The sequence below is a fragment of the Rhizobium sp. OAE497 genome (genome assembly GCF_040546565.1).
Lineage (GTDB): Bacteria > Pseudomonadota > Alphaproteobacteria > Rhizobiales > Rhizobiaceae > Rhizobium.
On sequence record NZ_JBEPOA010000001.1, the window covers coordinates 618,369 to 643,303 of the forward strand.

At 62.2% G+C, this 24,935-nt stretch carries 19 protein-coding genes; 12 read left to right on the forward strand and 7 right to left on the reverse strand.

All coding sequences use genetic code 11. The annotated features are described in order from the left end of the window. Positions 1 to 82 precede the first annotated feature (82 nt). Both ABIE40_RS03145 and folD read left to right on the forward strand, forming a co-directional pair. Complete coding sequence (locus ABIE40_RS03145) at positions 83 to 1,813, forward strand: succinoglycan biosynthesis protein exop (protein ID WP_199626194.1); 1,731 nt, start codon at positions 83 to 85, stop codon at positions 1,811 to 1,813. A gap of 135 nt (positions 1,814 to 1,948) precedes the next feature. Next, positions 1,949 to 2,848 (forward strand): bifunctional methylenetetrahydrofolate dehydrogenase/methenyltetrahydrofolate cyclohydrolase FolD, encoded by a 900-nt coding sequence (gene folD, locus ABIE40_RS03150; RefSeq protein WP_112713236.1) that lies wholly within the window; start codon positions 1,949 to 1,951, stop codon positions 2,846 to 2,848. Here folD and ABIE40_RS03155 read toward each other — a convergent pair whose 3' ends face one another. Further along, complete coding sequence (locus tag ABIE40_RS03155; protein WP_112713234.1) at positions 2,849 to 3,874, reverse strand: LacI family DNA-binding transcriptional regulator; 1,026 nt, start codon at positions 3,872 to 3,874, stop codon at positions 2,849 to 2,851. 284 nt (positions 3,875 to 4,158) lie between these two features. Here ABIE40_RS03155 and ABIE40_RS03160 point away from each other — a divergent pair, with 284 nt between their 5' ends. The 6 genes from ABIE40_RS03160 to ABIE40_RS03185 all read left to right on the forward strand — a co-directional run bounded on the left by ABIE40_RS03160 (position 4,159) and on the right by ABIE40_RS03185 (position 11,188). Continuing rightward, positions 4,159 to 5,520, forward strand: coding sequence for an ABC transporter substrate-binding protein (locus ABIE40_RS03160; protein ID WP_112713232.1), 1,362 nt, complete (start codon positions 4,159 to 4,161; stop codon positions 5,518 to 5,520). A 163-nt stretch (positions 5,521 to 5,683) separates the two neighbouring features. Next, positions 5,684 to 6,697, forward strand: coding sequence for a carbohydrate ABC transporter permease (locus ABIE40_RS03165; RefSeq protein ID WP_130279045.1), 1,014 nt, complete (start codon positions 5,684 to 5,686; stop codon positions 6,695 to 6,697). Between the two features lies 1 nt (position 6,698). Beyond that, positions 6,699 to 7,862, forward strand: coding sequence for a carbohydrate ABC transporter permease (locus ABIE40_RS03170; protein WP_112713228.1), 1,164 nt, complete (start codon positions 6,699 to 6,701; stop codon positions 7,860 to 7,862). A gap of 35 nt (positions 7,863 to 7,897) precedes the next feature. Next, positions 7,898 to 9,550 (forward strand): beta-galactosidase BglA, encoded by a 1,653-nt coding sequence (gene bglA / locus ABIE40_RS03175; protein WP_112713226.1) that lies wholly within the window; start codon positions 7,898 to 7,900, stop codon positions 9,548 to 9,550. Positions 9,551 to 9,570: 20 nt separating this feature from the next. Further along, positions 9,571 to 10,659: an ABC transporter ATP-binding protein gene (locus ABIE40_RS03180; protein ID WP_112713224.1), complete on the forward strand. Its 1,089-nt coding sequence runs from the start codon at positions 9,571 to 9,573 to the stop codon at positions 10,657 to 10,659. 175 nt (positions 10,660 to 10,834) lie between these two features. Continuing rightward, positions 10,835 to 11,188 carry a hypothetical protein gene (locus ABIE40_RS03185; protein ID WP_112713222.1) on the forward strand — a complete coding sequence of 118 codons (354 nt, stop codon included), beginning with the start codon at positions 10,835 to 10,837 and terminating at the stop codon, positions 11,186 to 11,188. A 56-nt stretch (positions 11,189 to 11,244) separates the two neighbouring features. On the opposite strand, the gene edd is transcribed toward ABIE40_RS03185, so the two are convergent. From edd to ABIE40_RS03210, 5 genes are all read right to left on the reverse strand, one after another. Continuing rightward, positions 11,245 to 13,065, reverse strand: a complete 1,821-nt coding sequence (gene edd / locus ABIE40_RS03190) for a phosphogluconate dehydratase (RefSeq protein ID WP_112713220.1) — start codon at positions 13,063 to 13,065, stop codon at positions 11,245 to 11,247. Positions 13,066 to 13,130: 65 nt separating this feature from the next. After that, positions 13,131 to 13,829 carry a 6-phosphogluconolactonase gene (pgl, locus tag ABIE40_RS03195; RefSeq protein ID WP_199626195.1) on the reverse strand — a complete coding sequence of 233 codons (699 nt, stop codon included), beginning with the start codon at positions 13,827 to 13,829 and terminating at the stop codon, positions 13,131 to 13,133. Positions 13,830 to 13,840: 11 nt separating this feature from the next. Next, the gene (gene zwf, locus ABIE40_RS03200; protein WP_199626196.1) at positions 13,841 to 15,316 is read right to left on the reverse strand and encodes a glucose-6-phosphate dehydrogenase; all 1,476 of its coding nucleotides are present in this window, start codon (positions 15,314 to 15,316) and stop codon (positions 13,841 to 13,843) included. Positions 15,317 to 15,451: 135 nt separating this feature from the next. Then, the gene (locus tag ABIE40_RS03205; RefSeq protein WP_199626197.1) at positions 15,452 to 16,750 is read right to left on the reverse strand and encodes an NAD(P)/FAD-dependent oxidoreductase; all 1,299 of its coding nucleotides are present in this window, start codon (positions 16,748 to 16,750) and stop codon (positions 15,452 to 15,454) included. 12 nt (positions 16,751 to 16,762) lie between these two features. Continuing rightward, complete coding sequence (locus ABIE40_RS03210; protein WP_199626198.1) at positions 16,763 to 18,199, reverse strand: glutamine synthetase family protein; 1,437 nt, start codon at positions 18,197 to 18,199, stop codon at positions 16,763 to 16,765. 126 nt (positions 18,200 to 18,325) lie between these two features. On the opposite strand from ABIE40_RS03210, the gene ABIE40_RS03215 reads away from it, so the two are divergent. From ABIE40_RS03215 to ABIE40_RS03230, 4 genes are all read left to right on the forward strand, one after another. Then, on the forward strand, positions 18,326 to 19,507 hold the full coding sequence (locus ABIE40_RS03215; RefSeq protein WP_199626199.1) for a BaiN/RdsA family NAD(P)/FAD-dependent oxidoreductase: 1,182 nt from the start codon (positions 18,326 to 18,328) through the stop codon (positions 19,505 to 19,507). Positions 19,508 to 19,658: 151 nt separating this feature from the next. Continuing rightward, positions 19,659 to 19,802 (forward strand): hypothetical protein, encoded by a 144-nt coding sequence (locus ABIE40_RS03220; RefSeq protein ID WP_199626200.1) that lies wholly within the window; start codon positions 19,659 to 19,661, stop codon positions 19,800 to 19,802. A 286-nt stretch (positions 19,803 to 20,088) separates the two neighbouring features. Continuing rightward, on the forward strand, positions 20,089 to 22,617 hold the full coding sequence (locus ABIE40_RS03225; protein WP_199626201.1) for a methyl-accepting chemotaxis protein: 2,529 nt from the start codon (positions 20,089 to 20,091) through the stop codon (positions 22,615 to 22,617). Between the two features lie 251 nt (positions 22,618 to 22,868). Further along, positions 22,869 to 24,713: a methyl-accepting chemotaxis protein gene (locus ABIE40_RS03230; protein ID WP_199626202.1), complete on the forward strand. Its 1,845-nt coding sequence runs from the start codon at positions 22,869 to 22,871 to the stop codon at positions 24,711 to 24,713. On the opposite strand, the gene ABIE40_RS03235 is transcribed toward ABIE40_RS03230, so the two are convergent. After that, positions 24,686 to 24,919: a hypothetical protein gene (locus tag ABIE40_RS03235; protein ID WP_199626203.1), complete on the reverse strand. Its 234-nt coding sequence runs from the start codon at positions 24,917 to 24,919 to the stop codon at positions 24,686 to 24,688. The two genes, ABIE40_RS03230 and ABIE40_RS03235, sit on opposite strands and share 28 nt — an antisense overlap. Positions 24,920 to 24,935: the final 16 nt, after the last annotated feature.

Genomic DNA, 24,935 nt, shown 5'->3' on the forward strand with positions numbered 1-24,935 from the left:
TGCCATGATTGTTTAGGCTCGATTAATACTCGCTGAGCCGCGGGTAATGGCCGGACCATCACGTGCGTGAGAAGTGGCATCCATGTATGACAACAAGGCATTGAACGGCAGACGGACAGGCGCCCCGCTCGGCGCGCGGGAAGCATCGCGCGGCGGTGATGCGCCTGCGGTTCGTCCCTCCGAAGCCGAATTGCTGCGTGTCATCGAAAAGGCGCTCGAAGAGCAACGCCAGGCGCGGGCGAGGGCAGAGGCTCCGCTGACAAGCCGTATCGAAGCCATTCTCGCTCCGCAGTTCGCGCCCGCCAATGACGCGCCATCGCAGCCGGTGAAAGCAGAAAAGCCCCCGGTCCAGCCTGCCGTCGTCCCGCAGCTGCCGGAACCGGTATTCGTCCCCGCCAATACCAATGACATCCCCGCAGCCATCGATGACGAGCCGCTCCATCTTCCCTTGAAGGCGATTGCGTTTGCGCTTGTTGGCCTGATGCTCGGCGCGGCCTTTCCACTCATGATGCCTCAGGCGCCCGTCCGCTATTCCGCCGCCACCGTGCTGCATGTCGGCGGCGATGCGGCGACCCGTCCGGCACTGACGCAGGCGGCCGCGAAGAAGCTGGTCTCCGCCCCGATGATCGCCGCGGCCGTGGCTTCGCTGAAGCTCGACCGCGATCCTGAATTCGCCGGTGAGAAGCCCAATGCCGTCGGCATTGCCCTCGATCTCTTGTCCGGCAATGGCGCGGCGGCAGATGCCGCGTCCCGCGCCGAAGTGTCTCTGGCGGCAGCCGTCGAAGCCGCGCCGGATGGCGGCACCGGGCTCGTCAGGCTCAATGTCTCCACCGCAAGCGCCGAGAAATCCCGCCAGATCGCCGCGCGCCTGTCAGGCATGCTGCTCGCGTCGCCGGCAGGCAGCGCTGCCGGATCGGACGGCACGTTGAAGAAGGCCTATGAGCAGGCCCGCGCCGAACTAGACGCCTTCACGGCCAAGACCGGTGAAGGCAACGTCAAGGTCGCCATCGACCTTCAGCAGCGGATCAACCAGCTCGATGCCGATCTCAAGGTCGCCGAACAGCGTATCACCCTCTCGAAGGAGCGCGCCGATCGTCTGAAGGCGGCCAAACCGGCCGATGTCGTCGATGGCGTGCTGCCCACAGACATGATGTCGCCGGTGCTGCTGGACGCGCGTGACAGATATGCCGCCGAGAAGGCAACGCTTTCGCAGCTCTCGATCGATCTCGGCCCGCGTCACCCGAAGCTTCTTGCCCAGCAGGGGATCGTCGATGGTCTTCGCGACAAGCTCTCCCGCGAACTCTTGGTGCAGGCGAAGGATGCTGCCGTCGATGCCAAATCCGCAGTCGACGCGCGCCGCAAGCTCAGCGACGAACGCAACGGCCTGATCGCCCAGAGCCGCGATACCGGCGTCGATCTCGCCAAGCTGACTGAGCTGCGCGACAAGGCGGATGCAGCCAAGTCGCGGCTCGATACGACCCTGCCTCAGGCTGGCATGGGCGACGGCAATATCTCCATGCAGGCTGCTCCGCAGGTCTTCGCGATCGCGACCGGCTACAGCACGCCCCTTCGCTCCGCGATCGGCGGTGGCATCGGCCTGATCCTCGGTCTTGCCGCCTCGATGCTGTCAGGCCTGTTTCGCAAGCGACAGGAAGACCCGCTCGATCTCCTGGATATCCCGGTGATCGTCGAGCCGCCCGCCGTCCAGCAGCCGGAGCCCGAGCCGGAGCAGCCGGACGATCTCACGGCGCTGCGGGCCGAACTGGCAGAGTTGCGCAGCCGCTTCCAGAGCTATGCGGCAACTGGCCGCTAACCGCGATTTCTCCTCGCGCGGCGGCATCATTGCCCTTGCATTTGCCGCTTTTAAACAGGATAGGGCGTTCTGAGGCAAACGGCGTGGCGGGCGAAGGCCTAGCTTCGCACGCGATGGCACAGGCGGGAGAGACGCGTGACGACAGTGATCGATGGCAAGCAGGTAGCCGCTTCGGTGATCGAAACCGTGAAGGCGGCGACGGCATCGCTCGAAAAGCAGAGCGGCGTGAAGGCGGGTCTTGCAGTGGTGATCGTCGGCGATGATCCGGCAAGCCATGCCTATGTCAATTCCAAGAGCAAGATGGCGAAGGAATGCGGCTTCAAGTCGGTGCAGTACACGCTGCCGGCCGAAACGAAGCAGGAAGAGCTTGCCGCTCTGGTCGCATCGTTGAACGATGACGCCTCGATCCACGGCATTCTCGTGCAGCTGCCGCTACCGAAGCCGCTGAACAGCGAGCCGATCATCCAGTCGATCCTGCCGGAGAAGGACGTCGACGGCCTGCATGTCGTTAACGCCGGCAAGCTCGCCACCGGCGATCTCGAAACCGGTCTCGTCTCCTGCACGCCGGCCGGCGCCATGGTCTTCGTTCGCCGCACGCATGGTGAAGACCTCTCCGGTCTGAATGCCGTCGTCATCGGCCGCTCGAACCTCTTCGGTAAGCCGATGGCGCAGCTGCTGCTGAACGCCAATGCGACCGTCACCATCGCGCACTCGCGCACCAAGGATCTGCCGGCCGTCTGCCGCAATGCCGATATTCTGGTCGCAGCCGTCGGCCGTCCCGAGATGGTCAAGGCCGATTGGGTGAAGCCCGGCGCAACCGTCATCGATGTCGGTATCAACCGCGTTCCGGCACCGGAAAAGGGTGAGGGCAAGACCCGCCTCGTCGGCGACGTCGCCTTTGCCGAGGCGGAAAAGGTTGCCGCCGTCATCACCCCGGTTCCGGGTGGCGTCGGCCCGATGACGATCGCCATGCTGATGGCCAATACCGTGATCGCCGCTCACCGCACCGCCGGCCAGAAGCCGCCGCAGTTCTGATCAGCTGCGCGGGGCAGGGCCTGTCGATCCCCTGACGATCAGTTCCGCCTTCCAGAGCTCCTGCTCGGGGAAGGCGGCGGTCTGCTTGACCGTTCCGATCAGGCGCTGCGCGATGCGGGCGCCCGCGGCGCGTAGCGACGAGCGCGTCGTCGTCAGCGGCACGGAAAAATTCTCCGGCTTCAGAAGCGGCAGCACGTCGTCATGGGCGATCAGCGAGATGTCTTCACCGAGCTTCAGTCCCGCCTGGTTGACGGCGCGGATGGCGCCGAGCGCCAGCACCGTACTTGAACAGAGGATCGCCGTCGGCCGCTCCGGCAGCTGCAGGAACTGCTCCATCGCCACCATCCCCTGCTCGTCCGTCATCAGCGAGTGGCTCATGCAGTCTTCGTTGAGATGCAGGCCGCGCTCGCCAAGCGCCGCCTCGACGCCTTCTCTCCGCCGGATCGCGAAATCCAGATGCGCCGGGCCATTCATCAGCCCGAAGCGCGTATGCCCGAGCTGCAGCAGGAGCTTCGTCGCATCGTAGAAGGCGGCTTCGTTGTCGATGTCGAGATAGGGGTAATCGGGCTCCGTTCCATGCGAACGGCCATGGACGACAAAGGGCGTCGAAAGCGATTTCAGCATCGCAAGCCGGGGATCGTGGCCGCGCATATAGGCGACGAACAGCGCATCCACATTGCCGCTGATCGCCAGCCGCCGCAGCGCGCCGACCTCGTCATCGGGGTCCGATGGCATGATTACGAAATGAAAGTCGTGACGCAGCGCTTCCTCGCCAAGCCCCGCCAGGAATTCGCCGAAATGCACGTCGGACTGGTGGCCGGGAGCGGTCGGCATCACGAGGCCGATCGAGCCGGCCTTGCCGGTCGCCAGACGCTGGGCCGCCTTGTTCGGACGATAGCCGGTTTCCTTGACAGCCTGGAGCACACGCTCGCGCGTCGCCTCATTGACTTCGGGATAGCCATTGAGGGCGCGGCTGACGGTCGTCTGGGAAAGACCGAGCAATTCCGATAGCTGTTTCAGATTCACGTGCTATGCTTCCTCCGCCGGTTTCTGCACGCAACGGTTTCTCCCGGACCGTTCAAAGCGCTTTTAAATTATGTAGCATTTGGTCCGCTTGACTCAAGAAAAATCGCTCCATATTCCCGTGTAAGCGTTGCTGCAACGCGAAATTTGCCAGTGTTTGCGCGGTATTCGCGAATTAGCTTGACTCCGTTCGGAGGAAAGTGGAATGACTTTGTTGTCAAAGCGCTTTGAAAGGCTCCGGTGAGAGGCTGAAAGTGCGGTTGGGATTGTGATGGGAGGTTGATCACATGAAAAAGATTTTTCTGATGGGCGTCGCTGCGGCGGCGCTTTTTGCAGGTAGCGTCTCGGCTGCCGATCTCAAGTTTCCTCCGGGGCAGGACGCCAAGTTCAACTGGAAGAGCTACGACGAATTCAAGGCATCGCATGCCGACCTCAAGGGTCAGCCGCTGACGATCTTCGGACCGTGGCGCGGCGAAGATGAAGCCTTCTTCCGCAGTATTCTTGCTTATTTCACCGAAGCGACCGGCATCGAAGCGACCTACTCGTCCTCGGAAAACTACGAGCAGCAGATCGTCATCGACACCCAGGCCGGCTCGCCGCCGAACGTCGCGATCCTGCCGCAGCCGGGCCTTCTTGCTGACCTCGCCAGCAAGGGCTTCCTGACGCCGCTCGGCGACGATACCTCCAAGTGGGTCAAGGACAATTACGGCGCCGGCGATAGCTGGGTCGGTTACGGCACCTACAAGGGCAAGGACGGCAAGGAAGGCTTCTACGCATTCCCTTACAAGGCCGACGTGAAGTCGCTGGTCTGGTATGTGCCTGAAAACTTCAAGGAAGCGGGCTACAAGGTCCCGACGACCATGGAAGAGCTCTTCGCGCTCACCGACCAGATCGTCAAGGACGGCGGCGTTCCGTGGTGCATCGGTCTCGGTTCTGGCGGCGCAACCGGCTGGCCGGCGACCGACTGGATCGAAGACATCATGCTGCGCACGCAGAAGCCTGATGTCTACGACAAGTGGACGACGAACGAAGTGAAGTTCACCGATCCGGCCGTTGTTGCCGCGATCGAGGAATTCGGCAAGTTCGCCAAGAACGAAAAGTATGTCGATGGCGGCGTTGCAGCCGTGGCTTCGACCGACTTCCGCGACAGCCCGAAGGGCCTCTTCGCCGTTCCGCCGAAGTGCTACCTGCATCACCAGGCTTCGTTCATCCCGTCCTTCTTCCCGGAAGGAACGAAGCTCGGCCAGGACGCCGACTTCTTCTACATGCCGACCTATGCCTCGCACGCCGATCTCGGCAAGCCGGTTCTCGGTGCAGGCACGCTGGTCTCGATCGCCAAGGACTCGAAGACGGCCCGCGCCTTCGTCGACTTCCTGAAGACCCCGATCGCTCATGAAGTCTGGATGGCTCAGTCGAGCTTCCTGACGCCTTACAAGGGTGTCAGCACCGCGGCTTACGCCAACGAGCAGATGAAGCGTGAAGGCGAAATCCTGACCACTGCCACGACCTTCCGCTTCGACGGTTCGGACCTGATGCCGGGCAAGATCGGCGCCGGCGCCTTCTGGACCGGCATGGTCGATTTCGTCGGCGGCAAGTCTGCCGAAGATACCGGCAAGGAAATCCAGGCTGCCTGGGACGCCATCAAGTAATCATCGTTGTCAGATGCCGCGGCTCGGCCGCGGCATCGCTGCATGCAGGGCCGGATCCTCAAAGGGGTTCGGCCGGCTCCAGCACTGTGGTCAAACGCGTAGAGAAGTTGACGCAGGCCGGCGTAAGCCCTTCAGATAGACAGGGGTAGCAGGGGAGGGACGAATGCTATCGCAGATAGTTTCCGCTTTGGGCGTGGTGGTCGTGGCGGTTTTCGCCTGCTCGGCCTACTTTTATTTCTCGAACAAGATCTTGGATCTGGCGCTGCCGGTGAAGGATGGCGACATCCGCGCCGCATCGCGCAATCTCAATCGCCGCGGCTTGATCCGCCCCTGGCTGTTCATCGGTCCGGCGCTGCTTCTGCTCGTCGTCTATCTCGTCTATCCCGTCGTCGCGACGCTGATCCTGTCGTTCTACGATCGCTCGGGCGTCAATTTCGTCGGCTTCGCCAACTATCAGTGGGCGCTGGGCGATCGCGAATTCCGCCAGTCGATCTTCAACAACATCCTCTGGCTTGCCGTCGTACCCGCCGCCTGCACCTTCTTCGGGCTCGTCATCGCCGTGATGACCGACCGCATCTGGTGGGGCAACATCGCCAAGAGCATCGTCTTCATGCCGATGGCGATCTCCTTCGTCGGCGCTTCCGTCATCTGGAAGTTCATCTACGAATATCGCGGCGGCAACGACGTCCAGATCGGCCTGCTGAACGCTATCGTCCAGCTCTTCGGCGGCACGCCGGAAGTCTGGATCTCGGTTCCCTTCTGGAACAATTTCTTCCTGATGGTCATCCTCATCTGGATCCAGACCGGCTTCGCCATGGTCATCCTCTCGGCTGCCCTTCGCGGCATTCCCGAGGAGACGATCGAGGCCGCCGTCATCGACGGCGCCAATGGCTGGCAGATTTTCTGGCGCATCATGGTGCCGCAGGTCTGGGGCACGATCGCCGTCGTCTGGACGACCATCACCATTCTCGTCCTCAAGGTCTTCGACATCGTTCTGACGATGACCAACGGCCAGTGGCAGACCATGGTGCTCGCCAACCTGATGTTCGACTGGATGTTCCGCGGAGGCGGGGATTCCGGCCGAAGCGCCGTCATCGCGCTGATCATCATGCTGGCCGTGACGCCGATCATGGTCTGGAACGTCCGCCGCGCCAACCGCGAACTCGGAGGCCACTGAGATGACTGCGACTGCAAGCTTCTTCAAGATCGGCCCCGCCCGTCTGTTCGTTCACGCCTGCGTTCTCCTGATCGTCATCATCTGGCTGATCCCGACGCTCGGCATCTTCGTCAGCGCGCTGCGCGACAAGGACCAGATCGTCGTCTCCGGCTGGTGGACCTCCTTTGCCGGCTCGACCCGCACGGTCGCCGCCCGCGTCGGCGGCGTCGACCAGCAGAAACAGGAAGGCGCGACCTATGTGATCGCGGGCAACCTGTTGCAGGGCCAGGAAGGTCATTCGCTGACCGCCTTCGGCACCCGCGTCCAGCAGCCCTCCGCCTACAAGGCCGGCGAAACCGCCGATCTCGGCGAGGGCCTGTCGCTGCAGGTCAATGCCGATGGTAGCTACCGCTATTCCAAGCCGGCTGCCTTTACCGATGATGATGCCGGCCGCCGCGTCTATGTCGCGGTCTCGACGCCGCCGGAATTCACCCTCGACAATTACCGCACCGTTTTGACGGGCGAGGGGATCGGCCAGTCCTTCATCAACTCGCTGACCGTGACCATCCCGGCAACGATCATCCCGATCCTGATTGCGGCTTTCGCGGCCTATGCGCTGAGCTGGATGGAATTCCCCGGCCGTGCGCTGCTGATCGCGCTGGTCGTCGGCCTCATCGTCGTGCCGCTGCAGATGTCGCTGATCCCGCTTCTGCGGCTCTACAATCAGGTCGGCATGCTGCTCGATGCGCCGTCCAAGACCTATCCCGGCATCTGGCTGGCGCACACCGCTTTCGGTATGCCGCTCGCCATCTATCTGCTCCGCGCCTATATCGCGGGGCTGCCGAAGGAGATCATCGAGTCCGCCCGCGTCGACGGCGCCAGCGATTTCGAGATCTTCGTGAAAATCGTTTTGCCCTTGTCCTTCCCCGCGCTCGCGTCCTTCGCGATCTTCCAGTTCCTGTGGGTGTGGAACGACCTGCTCGTCGCCATGGTCTTCCTCGGCACCGACAGGCAGCACCTCGTGCTTACAGGTGCGCTAAATGCGCTCCTCGGTTCGCGCGGCGGCAACTGGGAAATCCTGACGGCCTCGGCCTTCGTCACCATCATCGTGCCGCTCTGCGTCTTCTTCGCGCTGCAACGGTATCTGGTGCGCGGCCTGCTGGCGGGCTCGGTCAAGGGCGGTTGATCAATCCCAAGACCTGACTTCGCATAGGAAAGCACATGAGCGTGGCATCTCAACCCCAACTGGCTGACGACAAGGACTGGTGGCGTGGCGCGGTGATCTATCAGATCTATCCGCGCTCCTACCAGGACTCCAACGGCGACGGCATCGGCGACCTCAAGGGCATCACCGCCCGGCTGCCGCATGTCGCAAGCCTCGGCGCCGACGCCATCTGGATCTCGCCGTTCTTCACCTCACCGATGCGCGACTTCGGTTACGACGTGTCGGATTACGAGAATGTCGATGCGATCTTCGGCACGCTCGTCGATTTCGACACGCTGATCGCCGAAGCCCATCGTCTCGGCATCCGCGTCATGATCGATCTGGTCATCTCGCACTCGTCGGACCAGCATCCCTGGTTCGTCGAGAGCCGCTCCAGCCGCACCAATGCCAAGGCCGACTGGTATGTCTGGGCCGATGCCAAGCCGGATGGCACGCCGCCGAACAACTGGCTGTCGATCTTCGGCGGCTCCGCATGGGCGTGGGATCCGACGCGCATGCAATATTACATGCACAACTTCCTGACCTCGCAGCCGGACATGAACCTTCATAATCCCGAGGTTCAGAACCGCCTGCTCGATGTCGTGCGCTTCTGGCTGAAGCGCGGCGTCGATGGCTTCCGCCTGGATACGATCAACTTCTACTTCCACGACAAGCAGCTGCGCGACAACCCGGCGCTGGCGCCTGAGCGCCGCAACGCCTCCACTGCGCCTGCCGTGAACCCCTATAATTTCCAGGAGCATATCTACGACAAGAACCGCCCTGAAAATCTCGAGTTCCTGAAGCGCTTCCGCGCCGTGCTCGAAGAGTTTCCGGCAATCGCCGCTGTCGGCGAAGTCGGCGATAGCCAGCGCGGCCTGGAGATCGTCGGCGAATACACGTCCGGAAACGACAAGATGCATATGTGCTATGCCTTCGAGTTCCTGGCGCCCGATCCGCTCTCGCCCGATCGCGTCGAGGAGGTGATGAAGGATTTCGGCCGTGCCGCTCCGGATGGCTGGGCCTGCTGGGCTTTCTCCAACCACGACGTCATGCGCCATGTCAGCCGCTGGGGCTCGCTGGTCTCCGATCACGATGCCTTCGCCAAGCAATATGCATCGCTCTTGATGACGCTGCGCGGTTCAGTCTGCCTCTATCAGGGCGAAGAACTCGGGCTGACCGAAGCCGACCTTGCCTATCAGGATCTGCAGGATCCCTACGGCATCCAGTTCTGGCCGGAGTTCAAGGGCCGTGACGGCTGCCGTACGCCGATGGTCTGGGACAGCCAGGTCGCCCAGGGCGGCTTCTCCACGGTCAAGCCGTGGCTGCCGGTTCCGGTCGAACACATCCTGCGCGCCGTCAGCGTTCAGCAGGGCGACGAGAACTCGGTGCTGGAGCACTACCGCCGCTTCCTCGCCTTCCGCAAACAGTTCCCGGCCTTCGCCAAGGGCGAGATCGCCTTTGCCGAGCCGCAGGGCGACGCGCTGATCTTCATGCGCGAATATGGAAACGAGAAGCTGCTTTGCGTTTTCAATATGGGCGCTGCCGAAACCGCCGTGGCGCTGCCCGAGGGCAACTGGCAGGCGTTGACGGGTCACGGCTTCACCAGCAATAACTACGGTGGGAAGATAGATATTCCGGCGTGGGGCGCATATTTCGCCCGGCTCGCCTAAGAAATCAGAGGGAGGCACTGATGACAGGACTGTCGCTTAAGGAAATTCGCAAGTCATACGGTTCCGTGGACGTGCTCCACGGCATCGACCTTGAGATCAATCAGGGCGAGTTCATCGTTTTCGTCGGTCCTTCCGGCTGCGGCAAGTCTACGCTGCTGCGCATGATTGCCGGCCTGGAGAACATCACTGGCGGCGACATGTACATCGACGGCCAGCACGTCAACGACGTGCCGCCCTCGAAGCGCGGCATCGCCATGGTCTTCCAGTCCTACGCGCTCTACCCGCACATGACGGTCTTCGATAACATGGCCTTCGGCATGAAGATCGCCGGCGAGAGCAAGCAGGAGATCGACCGTCGCGTGCGCGCCGCTGCCGAAAGCCTGCAGCTCACCAAGTATCTCGACCGCCTCCCGAAGGCGCTCTCGGGCGGCCAGCGCCAGCGTGTCGCCATCGGCCGTGCCATCTGCCGCAACCCGAAGGTCTTCCTCTTCGACGAACCGCTGTCCAACCTCGACGCGGCCCTTCGCGTCGCAACCCGTATCGAGATCGCCCGTCTGAACGAGCAGATGGCCGATACGACGATGATCTACGTCACCCACGACCAGGTCGAGGCGATGACACTGGCGGACCGCATCGTCGTTCTCTCAGCCGGCCATATCGAACAGGTCGGCGCCCCGCTCGAACTCTATGAGCGCCCGGCAAACCTCTTCGTCGCCAAGTTCATCGGCTCGCCGGCCATGAACATTATCCCGGCTGTCGTTGCCGAGGCTGGTAGCGCCACGACGGTGACGCTCACCGGCGGCAAGTCGGTCACGCTCGATATCGCAACGGCGGCATCGGAGAAGGGCAAGTCGGCAAGCTTCGGCGTGCGCCCCGAGGATTTGATCATCGCCTCGGGCGACGACTACCTGTTCGAGGGCGAAGTCTCGATCGTCGAAGCGCTCGGCGAAGTCACGCTGCTTTATATCGAGGGCCTCGTTCAGGGCGAACCGATCATCGTCAAGCTGCCGGGCACCATCGACATCAAGAAGGGTCAGAAGATGCGGTTCTCCGCCGATCGCCAGAAGCTGCATCTCTTCGATGCCGAAGGCCGCACCTATCGCCGCTGAGGATGTCGCGGCCAAATTTGGGGGCTTTGAAAACAAGCCCCCAAACGTGTCTCTCCAATACCTTCTGTTAAGTCCCGGCTGCTAGCATTCCCCCATTGTATTGAGTGGGGTTACGGTCTTGGGTATTGCCAATCCATCGCCATCTGGGCATTTTTTGAATAAGGAAGAATCCTTCATGTATGACCGCGAACAGCGGTTCAAAATGGAGGACACGATGAACGCGGCGCGTCTCGAATATACCGAGAAGGGCGTCATGCACATGGCCTCGCGCCGTTGCGACATCATCCGCATTTCCATGAGCTCGGCGGTTCTCGCCATCCTGACGCAGTTCAATCTGCCGAAGCAGTTCTATCTGGATATTCCGGATGCGCGCATCACCAAGGTCGGCTGCATGCTGATGCGGGTGAATGCCAACAACACCGTCGAAGTCCGCTTCCTGCGCCTGCTGACGCAGAAGGAGCTGAACAAGATCTTCGTCTACAGCACGCATCCCGCCCATCGCGATTACGTTCTCGACGTTCGCGGCTGATCGGCTGCAAGGCACAAAAGAAAAAGCCCGCGATCGTCTCGCGGGCTTTTTTCGTTTCAGTGGAAGAGAACGCTCGCCCCGTGGTCGGAAGCACCGACCGCCCGGCGGAAGGGCGCGAAGAGCTCGCGGCCCATGCCATATTCGTTCTCGGAGAGATCGGCGGTCACCGGCTCGCGCTCGGCCATGGTGGCGGCATCGACGAGCACTTCGAGCGTGCCGCGGATCGCGTCGAGACGGATGATATCGCCATCCTTGATGCGCGCGATCGGGCCGCCCTCGACAGCCTCGGGGGTGACGTGGATGGCGGCCGGAACCTTGCCCGACGCGCCGGACATGCGCCCGTCGGTCAGCAGCGCCACGCGGAAGCCGCGGTCCTGCAGCACGCCGAGCGGCGGCGTCAGCTTGTGCAGCTCAGGCATGCCGTTTGCCTTCGGCCCCTGGAAGCGCACGACGGCAACGAAATCGCGGTTGAGCTTGCCTTCCTTGAAGGCGTCCTGCAGCTCCTGCTGGCTGTGGAAGACGATCGCCGGTGCCTCGATGATGTGGCGCTCCGGCTTGACGGCGGAGATCTTGATGACCGCCTTGCCGAGATTACCGCGCAACATCTTCAGGCCGCCATTCGCCTGGAACGGCGTCTCGATGCTGGCGAGCACCTTCGGATCGTGGCTCTTCTCAGGGGAGGGCTCGCGCACGACGGTGTTGTTCTCGCCGAGGCGGGCGTCGATCGTATAGGCTTCAAGGCCCTGACCGGCGACGGTGCGCACGTCGTCATGCAGCATGCCCTGCTTCAGGAGTTCCTTGATCAGGAAGCCCATGCCGCCTGCCGCGTGGAAGTGGTTCACGTCGGCAAGACCGTTCGGATAGACGCGGGCCAGCAGCGGGATCTCTTCCGAGAGCTCGGCAATATCCTGCCACGTCAGCTGAATGCCGGCGGCGCGTGCCATCGCCACGAGATGCAGCGTATGGTTCGTCGAACCGCCCGTTGCGTGCAGGCCGACGACGCCGTTGACCACCGAGCGCTCGTCGATCATCTCGCCGGCCGGCGTGAACTCGTTGCCGAGCGCGGTGATCGCCAGCGCGCGCTTGGCGGCCTCGCGGGTCAGCGCTTCGCGCAGCGGCGTGCCGGGATTGATGAAGGACGAACCGGGCAGATGGAAGCCCATGATCTCCATCAGCATCTGGTTCGAATTGGCGGTGCCGTAGAAGGTGCAGGTGCCCGGGCCGTGATAGGACTTGGATTCTGCTTCCAGCAGCTCGGCGCGGCCGACCTTGCCTTCGGCATAGAGCTGGCGCACGCGCGACTTCTCGTCGTTCGGCAAGCCCGTCGTCATCGGGCCTGCGGGCACGAAGATCGATGGCAGGTGACCGAAGGAGAGGGCGGCGATGACGAGGCCCGGAACGATCTTGTCGCAGACGCCGAGGAACAGCGCCGCATCGAACATGTTGTGCGACAGGCCGACGCCTGCCGACATGGCGATAAGGTCGCGCGAGAAGAGCGAGAGCTCCATGCCCGGCTGTCCCTGGGTAACACCATCGCACATGGCAGGCACGCCGCCCGCGACCTGGGCGATACCGCCGGCTTCGGCGGCAGCTTGCCGAATGATCGCCGGATAGGTCTCGAACGGCTGGTGGGCCGAGAGCATGTCGTTATAGGCGGTGATGATGCCGAGGTTCGGAACGCGGTCGCCGGCGAGCGCATCCTTTTCGGCGGGGGAACAGACCGCAAAGCCGTGCGCAAGGTTGGCACAGCCGAGGATAGACCGGACGGCACCCTTCGATGCCGCGCCGCGCAGGCGCTCCAGATATCGCTCGCGCGTCGGTTTGGATCTCTCGACAATGCGGGACGTGATCGCAGAAATGCGTGCGTTAGCGGACATGGGAGTTATCCTGCCTTGGTTGCTGTTCAAATTGTATGTTCGCGGCTCGGCCCGAAGGCTTGGTGTTACGGAGCCCAGTAGATATCGACAGGCGTCGCCGCCCGCCGCAGCACGGCCCGGATCGGCATCTCTGCCTCGTCTCCGGCGCCTTCAGCCTTCGTCAGCACGTCCTTCTTGCCCTGGCCTTCGATATGAAGCACCAGGAGCTTGGCGTCCTGAAGGCTGGAGAAAGTGAAGGTCAGGCGCGGTTCGCCCGCATCCTGTGCTTCCATGGTGATGATGCCGCGCGGCGTCTTCGGATCCAGCGCAACGGCCAGGTTGTTGCCGCCCGGGAAGAACGAGGCGGTATGTCCGTCGCCACCCATGCCGAGGATAACGATATCGAACGGGTTGCCGATCGATGCCGTCTCCGCGGCGGCAAGCTTCGCGGCCGTTTCCGCGGAGCCCGTGTCGTGGAACAGCGGCAGGAACCGCGCCGCCTTTGCCTTGTTCTGCAGCAGGTTGCTGGCAACCAGCAGATGGTTGGAGCGGTCGCTGGTCGCAGGCACGAAACGCTCGTCGACGAGCGTGATCGTCACCTTCGGCCAGTCGAGGTCCCGCGTCGAAAGCGCCTGGAAGAAGGCCTTCGGCGTGGAGCCGCCGGAAACGGCGATGGTGGCCGTTCCCTTCGCTGCGATCGCCTTGGAAAGCGCGTCCGCTACCTTGTCTGCAAGGTTGGTGGCCAGTTCCGCGGCATTGGCAAAAGCATGCATGGTCGCTGCCATCGCTGTTGATCCTAGATGTTGTCGTGCCAGGTGCGGCCGTCGCGCTCGATGAGTGCGATAGCTTGGCTCGGGCCCCAGGTGCCGGCGGTGTAACCCTGAACCAGCTGGCCGGTGGATTCCCAGCCCTTCAGGATCGGGTCGACCCAGTCCCATGCCGCCTCGACTTCGTCGCGGCGCATGAACAGCGTCTGGTTGGAGCGGATGACGTCCATCAGCAGGCGCTCGTAAGCATCCGGGTTACGGACATGGAACGCTTCCGCAAAGCTCATGTCGAGCGAAACGTTGCGCAGGCGCATGCCGCCCGGACCCGGATCCTTGATCATCAGCGACTGCTTGACGCCTTCGTCCGGCTGCAGGCGGATGATCAGCTGGTTCTGGCTGATGCGACCGGCAGACTGGTCGAAGACCGAGTGCGGGATCGACTTGAAGGTGATGACGATTTCCGACATGCGGCCGGCAAGACGCTTGCCGGTGCGGATGAAGAAGGGAACGCCGGCCCAGCGCCAGTTGTTGATCTCGGCCTTGATGGCGACGAAGGTTTCGGTATTGGAAACGCCGCCTTCCAGCTCTTCGAGATAACCCTTGACCGGACCGGTGCCGGACGCGCCGGCGCGGTACTGGCCGCGAACGGTGAACTGCTCGACATTCGATGCGTCGATCGGCTTCAGGGCGCGCAGCACCTTGAGCTTTTCGTCACGAACAGCTTCGGAATCCATCGAGGAGGGAACTTCCATCGCCGTCAGGCAGAGCAGCTGCAGGATGTGGTTCTGCACCATGTCGCGCAGCGCGCCGGCCGTGTCGTAATAGCCCGCGCGGCCTTCGAGGCCGACGGCTTCAGCGACGGTGATCTGTACGTGGTCGATGTAATTCGCATTCCACAGCGGCTCGTAGAGGGCGTTGGCAAAGCGCAGCGCCATCAGGTTCTGCACGGTTTCCTTGCCGAGATAGTGGTCGATGCGGAAGATCTGCTCTTCCTTGAAGACCTTGCCGATCGTGTCGTTCAGCTGCAGGGCGGAAGCCAGGTCGCGGCCGATCGGCTTCTCGACGACGATGCGCGTCGACTTGGTGATCAGCTTGTGCTCGTGAATCTTCTGCGAGATATCGCCGAAAATGCCCGGGGCAACGGCGAGGTAGAAGGCGCGAACGCGATCCTTGCCGTCGTCGAGCAGCTTCTTCAGCTTGTCCCAGCCGCCGTCGGAGCGGGCGTCGACCGATACATAGTGCAGGCGCTTGCAGAATTTTTCGACTTCAGCCTCGTCATACTCGCCCTTCTTCAGGTGCTCCTTGAGAGCTTCCTGGGCGAACTTGCGGTATTCCTCGTCGGTCAGCGGGCTGCGCGAAGCGCCGATGATGCGGGTCGGCTCGGTGAACTGGCCCTCGATCTGGCGGTGATAGAGCGCCGGCAGAAGCTTGCGCTCGGCGAGATCGCCACTGCCGCCGAAGACGACATAGTCAAAGGGTTCAACGGGAATGATTTGGCTGCTCATGAGCTTTTCTCTCAATCAGTCTGGTTGGCGGCCGTTTTAATCTAATCGATTTAAAAAAGCCAGTGTGCGATGCAATGAATCTCTCGGGTCCCGGTTTTAAAGCGAATTGACCCGAGAGGAAATCCCGCAATCGCCCTAAAACTTGTCGCGCAGCGCGAACCAGGACAAGGCTAGAAACAGCAGTGGGGCACGCATGGCCGCACCGCCGGGAAAAGCCGGGATATCGAGCCCCTTGAAGAGATCTAGATCGGCGGATTTTCCAAGCACTGTTTCTGCATAAAGTTTGCCGCAGTAATTTGACAGCATGACGCCGTGGCCGGAATAACCACCGATCGATGTGACATTTGGCATCACTTCGCGCACGAAGGGCTGCCGCGGCATGGTGATCCCGACGGAGCCGCCCCAGGCATGGGTGATCTCGACATCCTTGAGAGCCGGATAGATCTCGGTGATCTGCCGGCGGATATGATCGGAAATGTCGCGCGGGTTATCCGCCGTATAGGCCTCGCGCCCACCGAACAGCAGCCGGCCATCCCTGGATTTGCGGAAGTAGCGCACCACGAAGCGCGAGTCCGCCACCGCCTCGCCGCCTGGAATTACCGAGGGAAAGCTGTCGAGCGGTGCCGTCGCGCCGATGAAAGAGCGGATCGGCATCACGTGGCTCGCCGTCACCGGTTCCAGATTGCCGATATAGCCGTTGCAGGCAATCAGCGCCTTGTCCGCGGTGATCGTCCCCTTCGGCGTATCGATCCTCACCTTGCCGCCGTCGTTGCGAACAGCCGTTGCCGGCGTCATCTCGTAGATCTGGGCGCCCGCGTTGGCCGCTACCCGGGCAAGCCCGATCAGCAGCTTCAGCGGGTGGATATGCCCGGTGCCGGTGTCGCGCACGCCGCAGTGATAACGCTTCGAACCCAGCCGTTCCTGCGTCTCCTGCCTGTCCATGAACTGGACATGCGGATAGTCGTAGCGAGTGGCTGCGATCTCGGCGTTTTCGATATAGGAGCGCTTGTAGCTCTCCTTGTGCGCCACGTTGATCTGCCCGGGCATGAACTCGATGTCGATCTGGTGTTCGCTGGCGAAATCGAGGAGGTGCTTCTTTGCCCCTTCCGCCAGATCGAACAGCGCCCTGGAGCGCTCGTAGCCGATCTTCTCTTCGAGTTCCTCCGGCCACCAGCGCTGGCCGGTGCCGAGTTGACCGCCGTTTCGGCCGGATGCGCCGTCGCCGAAGCGGTTGGCGTCGATCAATACGACCGAGACCCCCGCCTTAGCGAGATTGTACGCCGCCTGCAGCCCGGTATAGCCGCCGCCGACGATGGCGACGTCACATGTCTTCGATCCGTCAAGCTCCGGATAGGTCGCCCGCTCGCCCGCCGTCGCCTGATACCAGGAAACGCCGGGCGCGATGGGGCTCTGCCAGTCTTGCTTCAGTGCCATGAGGAAATCTCCTCACACGTTGAGCAGCAGGAACTCTCGCTCCCAGGGGCTGATCACTTCCATGAAGGTCTCGAACTCGCCGCGCTTGACGCCGGCATAGAGGCCGATGAACTCCTCGCCGAACACCTCTTCGAAGGCCGGCTCGTCTTCCATCAGCGCGATCGCTTCCAGCAGGCCGCGCGGCAGGTCGATCGACCCCTCGTTGGCGGAATCCTCGGTCGGGGCGGTCGGCTCGATCTGCTTGGTGATCCCGAGCAGGCCAGATGCCAGCGATGCGGCGAGCGCCAGATACGGATTGGCATCCGAGCTCGGCAGCCGGTTCTCGACGCGCCGCGCCTGCGGATCCGAGACCGGAACGCGGAAAGCGGTCGTGCGGTTGTCGTAGCCCCAGGCGTTGTTGACAGGGCAGGACATGTTCGGCGCCAGGCGGCGGTAGGAATTCACGTAGGGCGCCAGCATCGCCAGCGCGCTCGGCACGTATTTTTGCATGCCGCCGATGAAGTGGAAGAACTCCTTCGACGGCGAACCGTCCGCATTGGAGAAGATGTTCTTGCCTGTGCCTTCATGCACCACAGACTGGTGGATATGCATCGCCGAACCCGGCTGGCCCTGCATCGGCTTGGCCATGAAGGTGGCGTAGATGCCGTGCTTCAGCGCCGCCTCGCGGATCGTGCGCTTGAACATGAATACCTGGTCGGCAAGCTCGATCGGGTTGCCGTGGCGCAGGTTGATTTCCAGCTGCGCCGGACCCTCTTCATGGATCAGCGTGTCGATCTCGAGACCCTGCTTTTCCGAGAAGTGATAGATGTCGTCGATCAGTTCGTCGAACTCGTTGATCCCGGCGATCGAATAGCCCTGACCGCCGAGGATCGAACGGCCCGAACGGCCTTTCGGCGGATGCAGCGGATAGTCTGGGTCGTCATTGGTGGCGACCAGATAGAACTCTATTTCGGGTGCGACGACCGGCTTCCAGCCGCGGGCGCTGTAGAGCCCCATGATGCGCTTCAGCACGTTGCGCGGGGTGTAGGACACCTCGGCGCCGTCGGAATTGACGATATCGCAGATGACCTGCGCCGTCGGATCGGTTTCCCACGGCACCACCGACAGCGTCGAAAGGTCCGGCACCAGCTTCAGGTCGCTGTCGCGCGGCTCGTAGCGGAAGCTTTCCGTCTCCTCGGGATAGGCGCCCGAGATCGTGTGGCGGTAGATCGCCGAAGGCAGCGCGAGCGAGGTGTTGGAGGTGAATTTCGAGGTCGGCATCATCTTGCCGCGCGGAACCCCGGCAAGGTCGGGAGTGATGCATTCGATGTCTTCGATGCCGCGTGCCCGTAGCCACTGTGCCGCTTCCTTCCAATTCGCTACGCCGCGCGACGACCCGGGGTCAGGGGGAGTCTTGATGGTGGGGCGGACGTTCTTGGCAGGCTTAAGCGTCGTCTTTTTTGGAGACATGACACACCGGTTACGTTGATCGGAAGGCCATCATAGCCAGAGTTTGGCAATTGGCGAGGGGGGTAGAGACGTTGACTTTCGCCATTTGATAGAAAAAGAAGACGCCGTTCAGAGAAGGATCGGGGCGTGGCAGAAAAAAGCGATGTGATCGTCATCGGCGCGGGCGCGGCCGGTATGATGTGCGCCATTCGCGCCGGCCAGCGCGGCCGCTCCGTGCTCGTCCTCGATCACGCCAAGACGCCTGGCGAGAAGATCCGCATTTCCGGCGGCGGCCGCTGCAACTTCACCAATATCCATGCCGGTCCGAAGAATTTCCTCTCGGCCAATCCGCATTTCTGCAAGTCGGCGCTCGCCCGCTTCACCCCCGCCGATTTCGTTGCCATGGTGGATCGCCACAAGATCGCCTGGCACGAGAAGACCCTCGGCCAGCTGTTCTGCGACGACAGCGCCAAGGACATCATCCACATGCTGCTCGACGAGATGCGGTCGGCCGGCGCCGAATGGCAGCTGCGCACCGAGATTACCGGCATCGAGAAGACCGATGGCGGCTTTCGCGTCAGCACATCGGAAGGCACCTACGATTGCGCCTCGCTTGTCATCGCCACCGGCGGCAAGTCGATCCCAAAGATGGGCGCCACCGGCTTTGCCTATCGCATCGCCGAGCAGTTCGGTCTCGCCATGACCGAAACCCGCCCGGGCCTCGTGCCGCTGACGCTCGATCCCGTCCTGCTTGAAGCGATCGCGCCACTCTCGGGTATCGCCGCCCCGGCAGAAATCCGCCACGGCAAGACGGCATTCCGGGAAGCGCTGCTTTTCACCCATCGCGGCCTCAGCGGTCCTGCCATCCTGCAGATTTCGTCTTACTGGCGCGAAGGCGAGGGGATCACCGTCGATATCGAACCCGATGTCGATCTGCTCCAGCATCTGAAGAAAGCCAAGCAGACGAACGGCCGCCAGTCGGCGCAGACGGCGCTGGCGGAAATCCTGCCGAAGCGTCTCGCCCAGCATCTGACCGAGCGCGAAGGCATCTCCGGCAACATGGCCGATCTCTCCGACAAGGCGCTTTCAAGGCTTGCCGATGCCGCGCAGAACTGGACCGTCAAACCTTCGGGTTCCGAAGGATACCGAACGGCGGAAGTGACGCTCGGCGGCATCGACACATCGGCGCTTGACTCCAAGACGATGGAAGCGAAGGCCGTTTCCGGTCTCTATTTTATCGGCGAATGCGTCGACGTTACCGGCTGGCTCGGCGGCTATAACTTCCAATGGGCCTGGGCCTCGGGCTTTGCGGCAGGTGAATCCTTATAGGGTCGAATCCGGATCAATAGATTCAAGACTTCTTAAGCCGGGTGCGCCATCGTGTCCCAATGGCGTCCATGGAACAAGCTGCCCATTTAAAGCTTTACCGGACAGCCATTTTGATGGATTGTTACAGTATTGAGAAAGTGAGGTCCTTTACATGAATAGGAACACACGCCGCGCTCGCGCCATCGCAATCGCCCAGGCAAAGCCTGACACCAAGCTTGCGACGCTCCGCTTTCTCATGTTGGCCACCGGTGCAACTGCCGCGATTATCGCACTTCTGATCGCCCACACCATCTGACCATTCCCACAATTGTCATATAAATAGCGGCTAGCCCTTTCGTGCCAGCCGCTTACGGGCGGCCATAAGTACGATTTCAAACGATTTGGCTTATCCGAAAATTAATATCTCTTCTGTCACACTTGCTGAAACTATGGGCATCCCGTTCGCGCGGCGATGACTTGGCAATGACTGCCGCCTGAGCCCTCGGGTTTCCCATTATTCCAAAAAAGTCAGCTCGATGCACTCGGCCGGCGCCGCAACAGCAGCCGGTGGGAGGAGTGGTGTATGGAAGGCCGGTATAGCCATGTTCATTGATAAGATCCTGTCGCGCTTCAAGATCAAGACGAAGGTGTTGATCTTCGTTCTGCCTTTCGTCGTCGCCATCTCGGCCGTCGGCCTCACCGGGCTTTATGCCTCGGGCATGCTGCAAGGGCGCATGGAGATTTCGAACAGCATCCTGCAGTCGCTCAGCGGCTTCAAGGATCTCTACGGCTCGATGGATGACTTCCTGCAGAACACCAATGAGCAGGCTCGCGACAAGCTCTATACGGATATCAAGACGCAGGGCCAGACGCTGAATTCCACGCTGTCGCAGATCGGCGAGAATGCCGGCCGCGAGAACCTGCAGGCCGCGATCGATGGCACCAGCGCCATCTCGGGCACTGTCGGCAAGCTCTGGACGCTGCATGAGCAGGAAGTCATGCTGCGCCAGCAGATCGAAGACTCCCAGAAGGTGATGATCACCAACCGCTTCAACGTCAGCTATGACGCCCGCCAGCTCGAAGAGAGCGTGCGCACCGACGAAGGCAACGCGACCGCAACGCTGCGCGCCGCCGACCGTCTGCTCAAGGGTGGCGACACGCTGGCGACGGCCATGAACGATTTTAGCAAGGCGCAGCTTCCTGCCGACAAGCTGAAGGTGGTGACCACGGCGCTGCCGTCGATCATCAAGGCGCAGCGCATGATCGAAATCTCGGTTCCGCAGAACCAGAAGAGCATGACGCAGTCGATGGCCCAGACCATCAGCGACCTGAAGACCCAGGCAGCCGCACCTGATGCCGGCACCGATGATGGCGTCGCCAATCTCGGCCGCCTCGTGTCGCGCTTCCGCCAGATGTCGACCTACACGCAGCTGACGGCAACGCAGATGATGCGCGAAGCCACCACCACCTTCGTCCAGCTCGACAGCCGCATCGCCCAGACCAACTCGGTTCTGGAAGACACCCGCCGTCTCGAGACCTCGATCTATTCGCTCCAGCTCGTTCTGGCCGATTTCAGCGCCAAGCCGAGCAAGGAAAACCGCGTTCGCCTGAACCAGGAAATCGCCACCCTCAACACCATGCTGAACACCCTGCAGGCCAGCGCCAAGGGCATGGACTTCGCCAGCGACATCATCGCTGCGATTAATCCGGCACTGGTCTCGATGGACAAGGACGCACAAAGCCTCGTTGACGTCATCAACCAGCGCGTTGCCGACTATGCCGCTGCCCGCCAGGAGCTCGACAGTGTCTGGGGCCAGCTGACGAGCTTCGCCGAACTGCAGAAGCAGACGGCCGGCGCCGAGCGCGATCAGGCCAACAGCATCTCCGTCGGCACCACCGGCCTCGGCATCCTGGTCTCGATCATCGGCGGTATCGCCCTGGTCCTGACCCTGCAGCGCCCGATCGGCCAGATCACCGCCGCAATGCGCCGCATCGCAGACGGCGCGCTCGACACCAGCATTTCCGGTGAGCAGCGCTTCGACGAAATCGGCGACATGGCCCGTGCACTGGGCATCTTCAAGGAAAACGCAATCTCCAAGATCCGTATCGAGGAGCAGAGCGACGAGGAGCGTCAGGCCGCCGAACACGAGCGCCAGCGCAACGATGCCGAAAAGCGCGAGATGGACCGCCAGATCGAATTCGCGGTCAACGAGCTCGCTGCCGGCCTCGAGCGCATGTCGCAGGGCGATATCTCCACGACTATCGACACGCCGTTCATCGGCCGCCTCGAGCAACTGCGTGAAGACTTCAATGGCTCGATGCTTCGCCTCCAGGCGACCATGAGCCAGATCCGCGACAACGTGCAGATGATCCAGGGCAACGGCAACCAGATGGCCCAGTCGGCCGAGGATCTCGCCAAGCGTACGGAACAGCAGGCCGCTTCTCTCGAAGAAACCGCGGCTGCCGTCGACGAGATCACCGTCACCGTCCGTTCGTCTGCCGAACGCGCCAAGGATGCAGACCAGATCGTTCGCCAGGCCAAGCGCAGCGCCGATGACTCGGCGACCGTCGTCGGCAAGGCGATCGACGCCATGGGCCGCATCGAGGATGCATCGCGCCAGATCGAGCAGATCATCGGCGTCATCGACGAGATCGCCTTCCAGACCAACCTGCTCGCCCTCAACGCCGGTATCGAAGCCGCGCGTGCCGGTGAAGCGGGCAAGGGCTTTGCCGTCGTCGCCATGGAAGTCCGTGAACTCGCCCAGCGCTCCGCCGCTGCCGCGCAGGAGATCAAGGGCCTGATCAACAAGTCGACCACCGAAGTCAGCTCCGGTTCGCAGTCCGTCCAGGAAACCGGCACGGTGCTCGCGAAGATCAGCGCCCAGATCGTCACCATCAGCCAGCATGTCGAGATGATCGCCCGCGCCAGCCACGACCAGTCGGGCGCCCTGCAGGAAGTCAACTCGACTGTCAACTCGATGGACCAGATGACCCAGCAGAACGCCGCGATGGTGGAAGAAACGACCGCCGCCAGCCGCGAGCTTGCCTCGCAGGCAGACAGCCTGTTGGCCCTCGTACAGCAGTTCAAGATCGACGGCGAAACGCACGCGACCTACTATCGCGCCGCCTGAGATCAGCGAAAATCCAGACTATGAGAACGGCGCCGCAAGGCGCCGTTTTTGTTTGTGCGGAATGCCTGAAATATGGACGCAAAGGTTGTGTTTCGATCGCGACGCCACTGATTTTCTACCGATGTTCGAAAAGATGCTGACGAATAGTCATATTTATACAAGTTATTACAGTGTTTTCAGATAATTAGCTGATAATTTTCCTTAACGTTTAACGCATAGAATAGCTGCAATTCGTATTGCAGAGGATTGCTATGCTGCGCTTTTTCTCGACATCCATCGTCCGCCAGGCGGTTGCCATCACACTCGGTTTGCTTGTGGTCAGCACCGGCGCGATCGTTGCCGTGACCTATTATGATCTGAGCCGCTATGTCATGGACAATGCGGTGGCCGACGCCAAGGATGCCAGCCGCACGATGGCGATCCTCTACGGCGCGGCCGATGACAGCGCGAAGATCGCCGTCAAGGATGCGCAGCTCTCTACGGTCACCGAAGAAAAGATCCCCGCATTCACCGATCACTCACTGGTCGATCGCACGGCGGAATCCATTGCCGGTGTCGCGACGATCTTCGACAAGCAGGGCGGCGACTACGTCCGCGTCTCCACCAATGTGAAGAAGGAAGACGGTAGCCGCGCCGTCGGCACCAACCTCGCCGCCGATCACCCGGCGCAGACCGCGCTCGCCAAGGGCGACGCCTATTACGGTCCTGCAGTGCTGTTCGGAAAGAACTACATGACCGGCTATTTCCCGGTGAAGAATGCCGCTGGCGCCAATACCGGCATCCTCTTCATCGGCATTCCGATGGAAGTCTATTTTGCTCGTCTCCAGCATCTGCAGATCCTCGTGATCGGCGCCGGTGCCGCCGTCATGCTGGTCGTCAGCCTGCTCGCCTTCTTCGCGATCCGCCGCACCGTCAGCCCGCTCCAGGCGCTGACGAAGACGGTGCATTCGATCTCCGCCGGCAATCTCTCCGGCGCCATCCCCTGCGTCGACAAGCCGAACGAATTCGGCGAGATCGGCCGCGCGCTGTCGGCCTTCCGCGATAGCGCCAAGGCGCGCCTGGATCTCGAAACGCAGGCCGCCGAGCAGCGCGCGCTGACCGAAGCCGAACGCACCCGCAACGATGCCGAAAAGCGCACGCTCGACGGCCAGATCGATTTTGCCGTCAACCAGCTCGCAGCCGGTCTCGGCCGTCTGGCACAGGGCGACGTGTCCGAAACAATCGAGACGCCCTTCGTCGGCCGCCTCGAGCAGCTGCGCGTCGATTTCAACAGTTCGCTGCTGCGCCTGCAGGACACGCTGACCCGCATCCGCGACAATGCCAACGCCATCCAGCGCAACAGCGGCGCGATGTTGGCCTCTGCCGGTGAGCTCTCGAAGCGCACGGAAGCCCAGGCCGCCAGCCTCGAAGAAACCGCCGCTGCGGTCGAGGAGATCACGGTCACCGTGCGCTCGTCCGCCGATCGCGCCCGCGAAGCCAACAACACGGTGGCTCTGACCAAGAAGACCGCCGACAGCTCCGGTGCCGTCGTCGGCGATGCCGTCGCCGCCATGAGCCGCATCGAGGAAGCCTCGCAGCAGATCGAACAGATCATCGAGGTCATCGACGACATCGCCTTCCAGACCAACCTTCTGGCGCTGAACGCCGGCATCGAAGCAGCGCGCGCCGGTGAAGCCGGCAAGGGCTTCGCCGTCGTCGCCCAGGAAGTCCGCGAGCTGGCGCAGCGTTCCGCCGATGCCGCCCGCGAGATCAAGGGCCTGATCGAAAAGTCGAGCCGCGAAGTGACCGCCGGTTCCGAGCTGGTGCAGAAAACCGGCAATGTTCTCGCCTCGATCAGCCAGGAAATCATCGTCATCAGCAAGCATGTCGATACAATCGCGACGGCAAGCCAGGATCAGTCGGCGGCCCTTCAGGAAGTCAACGGCTCCGTCAATGCGATGGACCAGATGACCCAGAAGAACGCCTCGATGGTCGAGGAGACGACGCAGGCAAGCCGCCAGCTTGCCGACGAGGCCGATGCCTTGATGGGCCTGCTTCAGCAGTTCCGCATCGGCAACGGTGCGGCCGCTCACCGCCCGGCAAGGCAGGCTGCCTGATCCACGCGCTTTACACGAGTATCCTTGGGCCGCGCATCGACAGCGCGGCCTTTGCTTTTCAGGCCTATGTCGGTGAGCCAGGCGACGGCGCGGATGATGCGCGAGCTGCCATATTGCTCATAGAATTCGTCTTCGGATGTCTGGCAGGCAATCCGGTCGCCCCGTGAGAGGCCGAGCATGCTGGCAATGGCGATCTGGTCGATCATGGTGATGTCCTCCGTT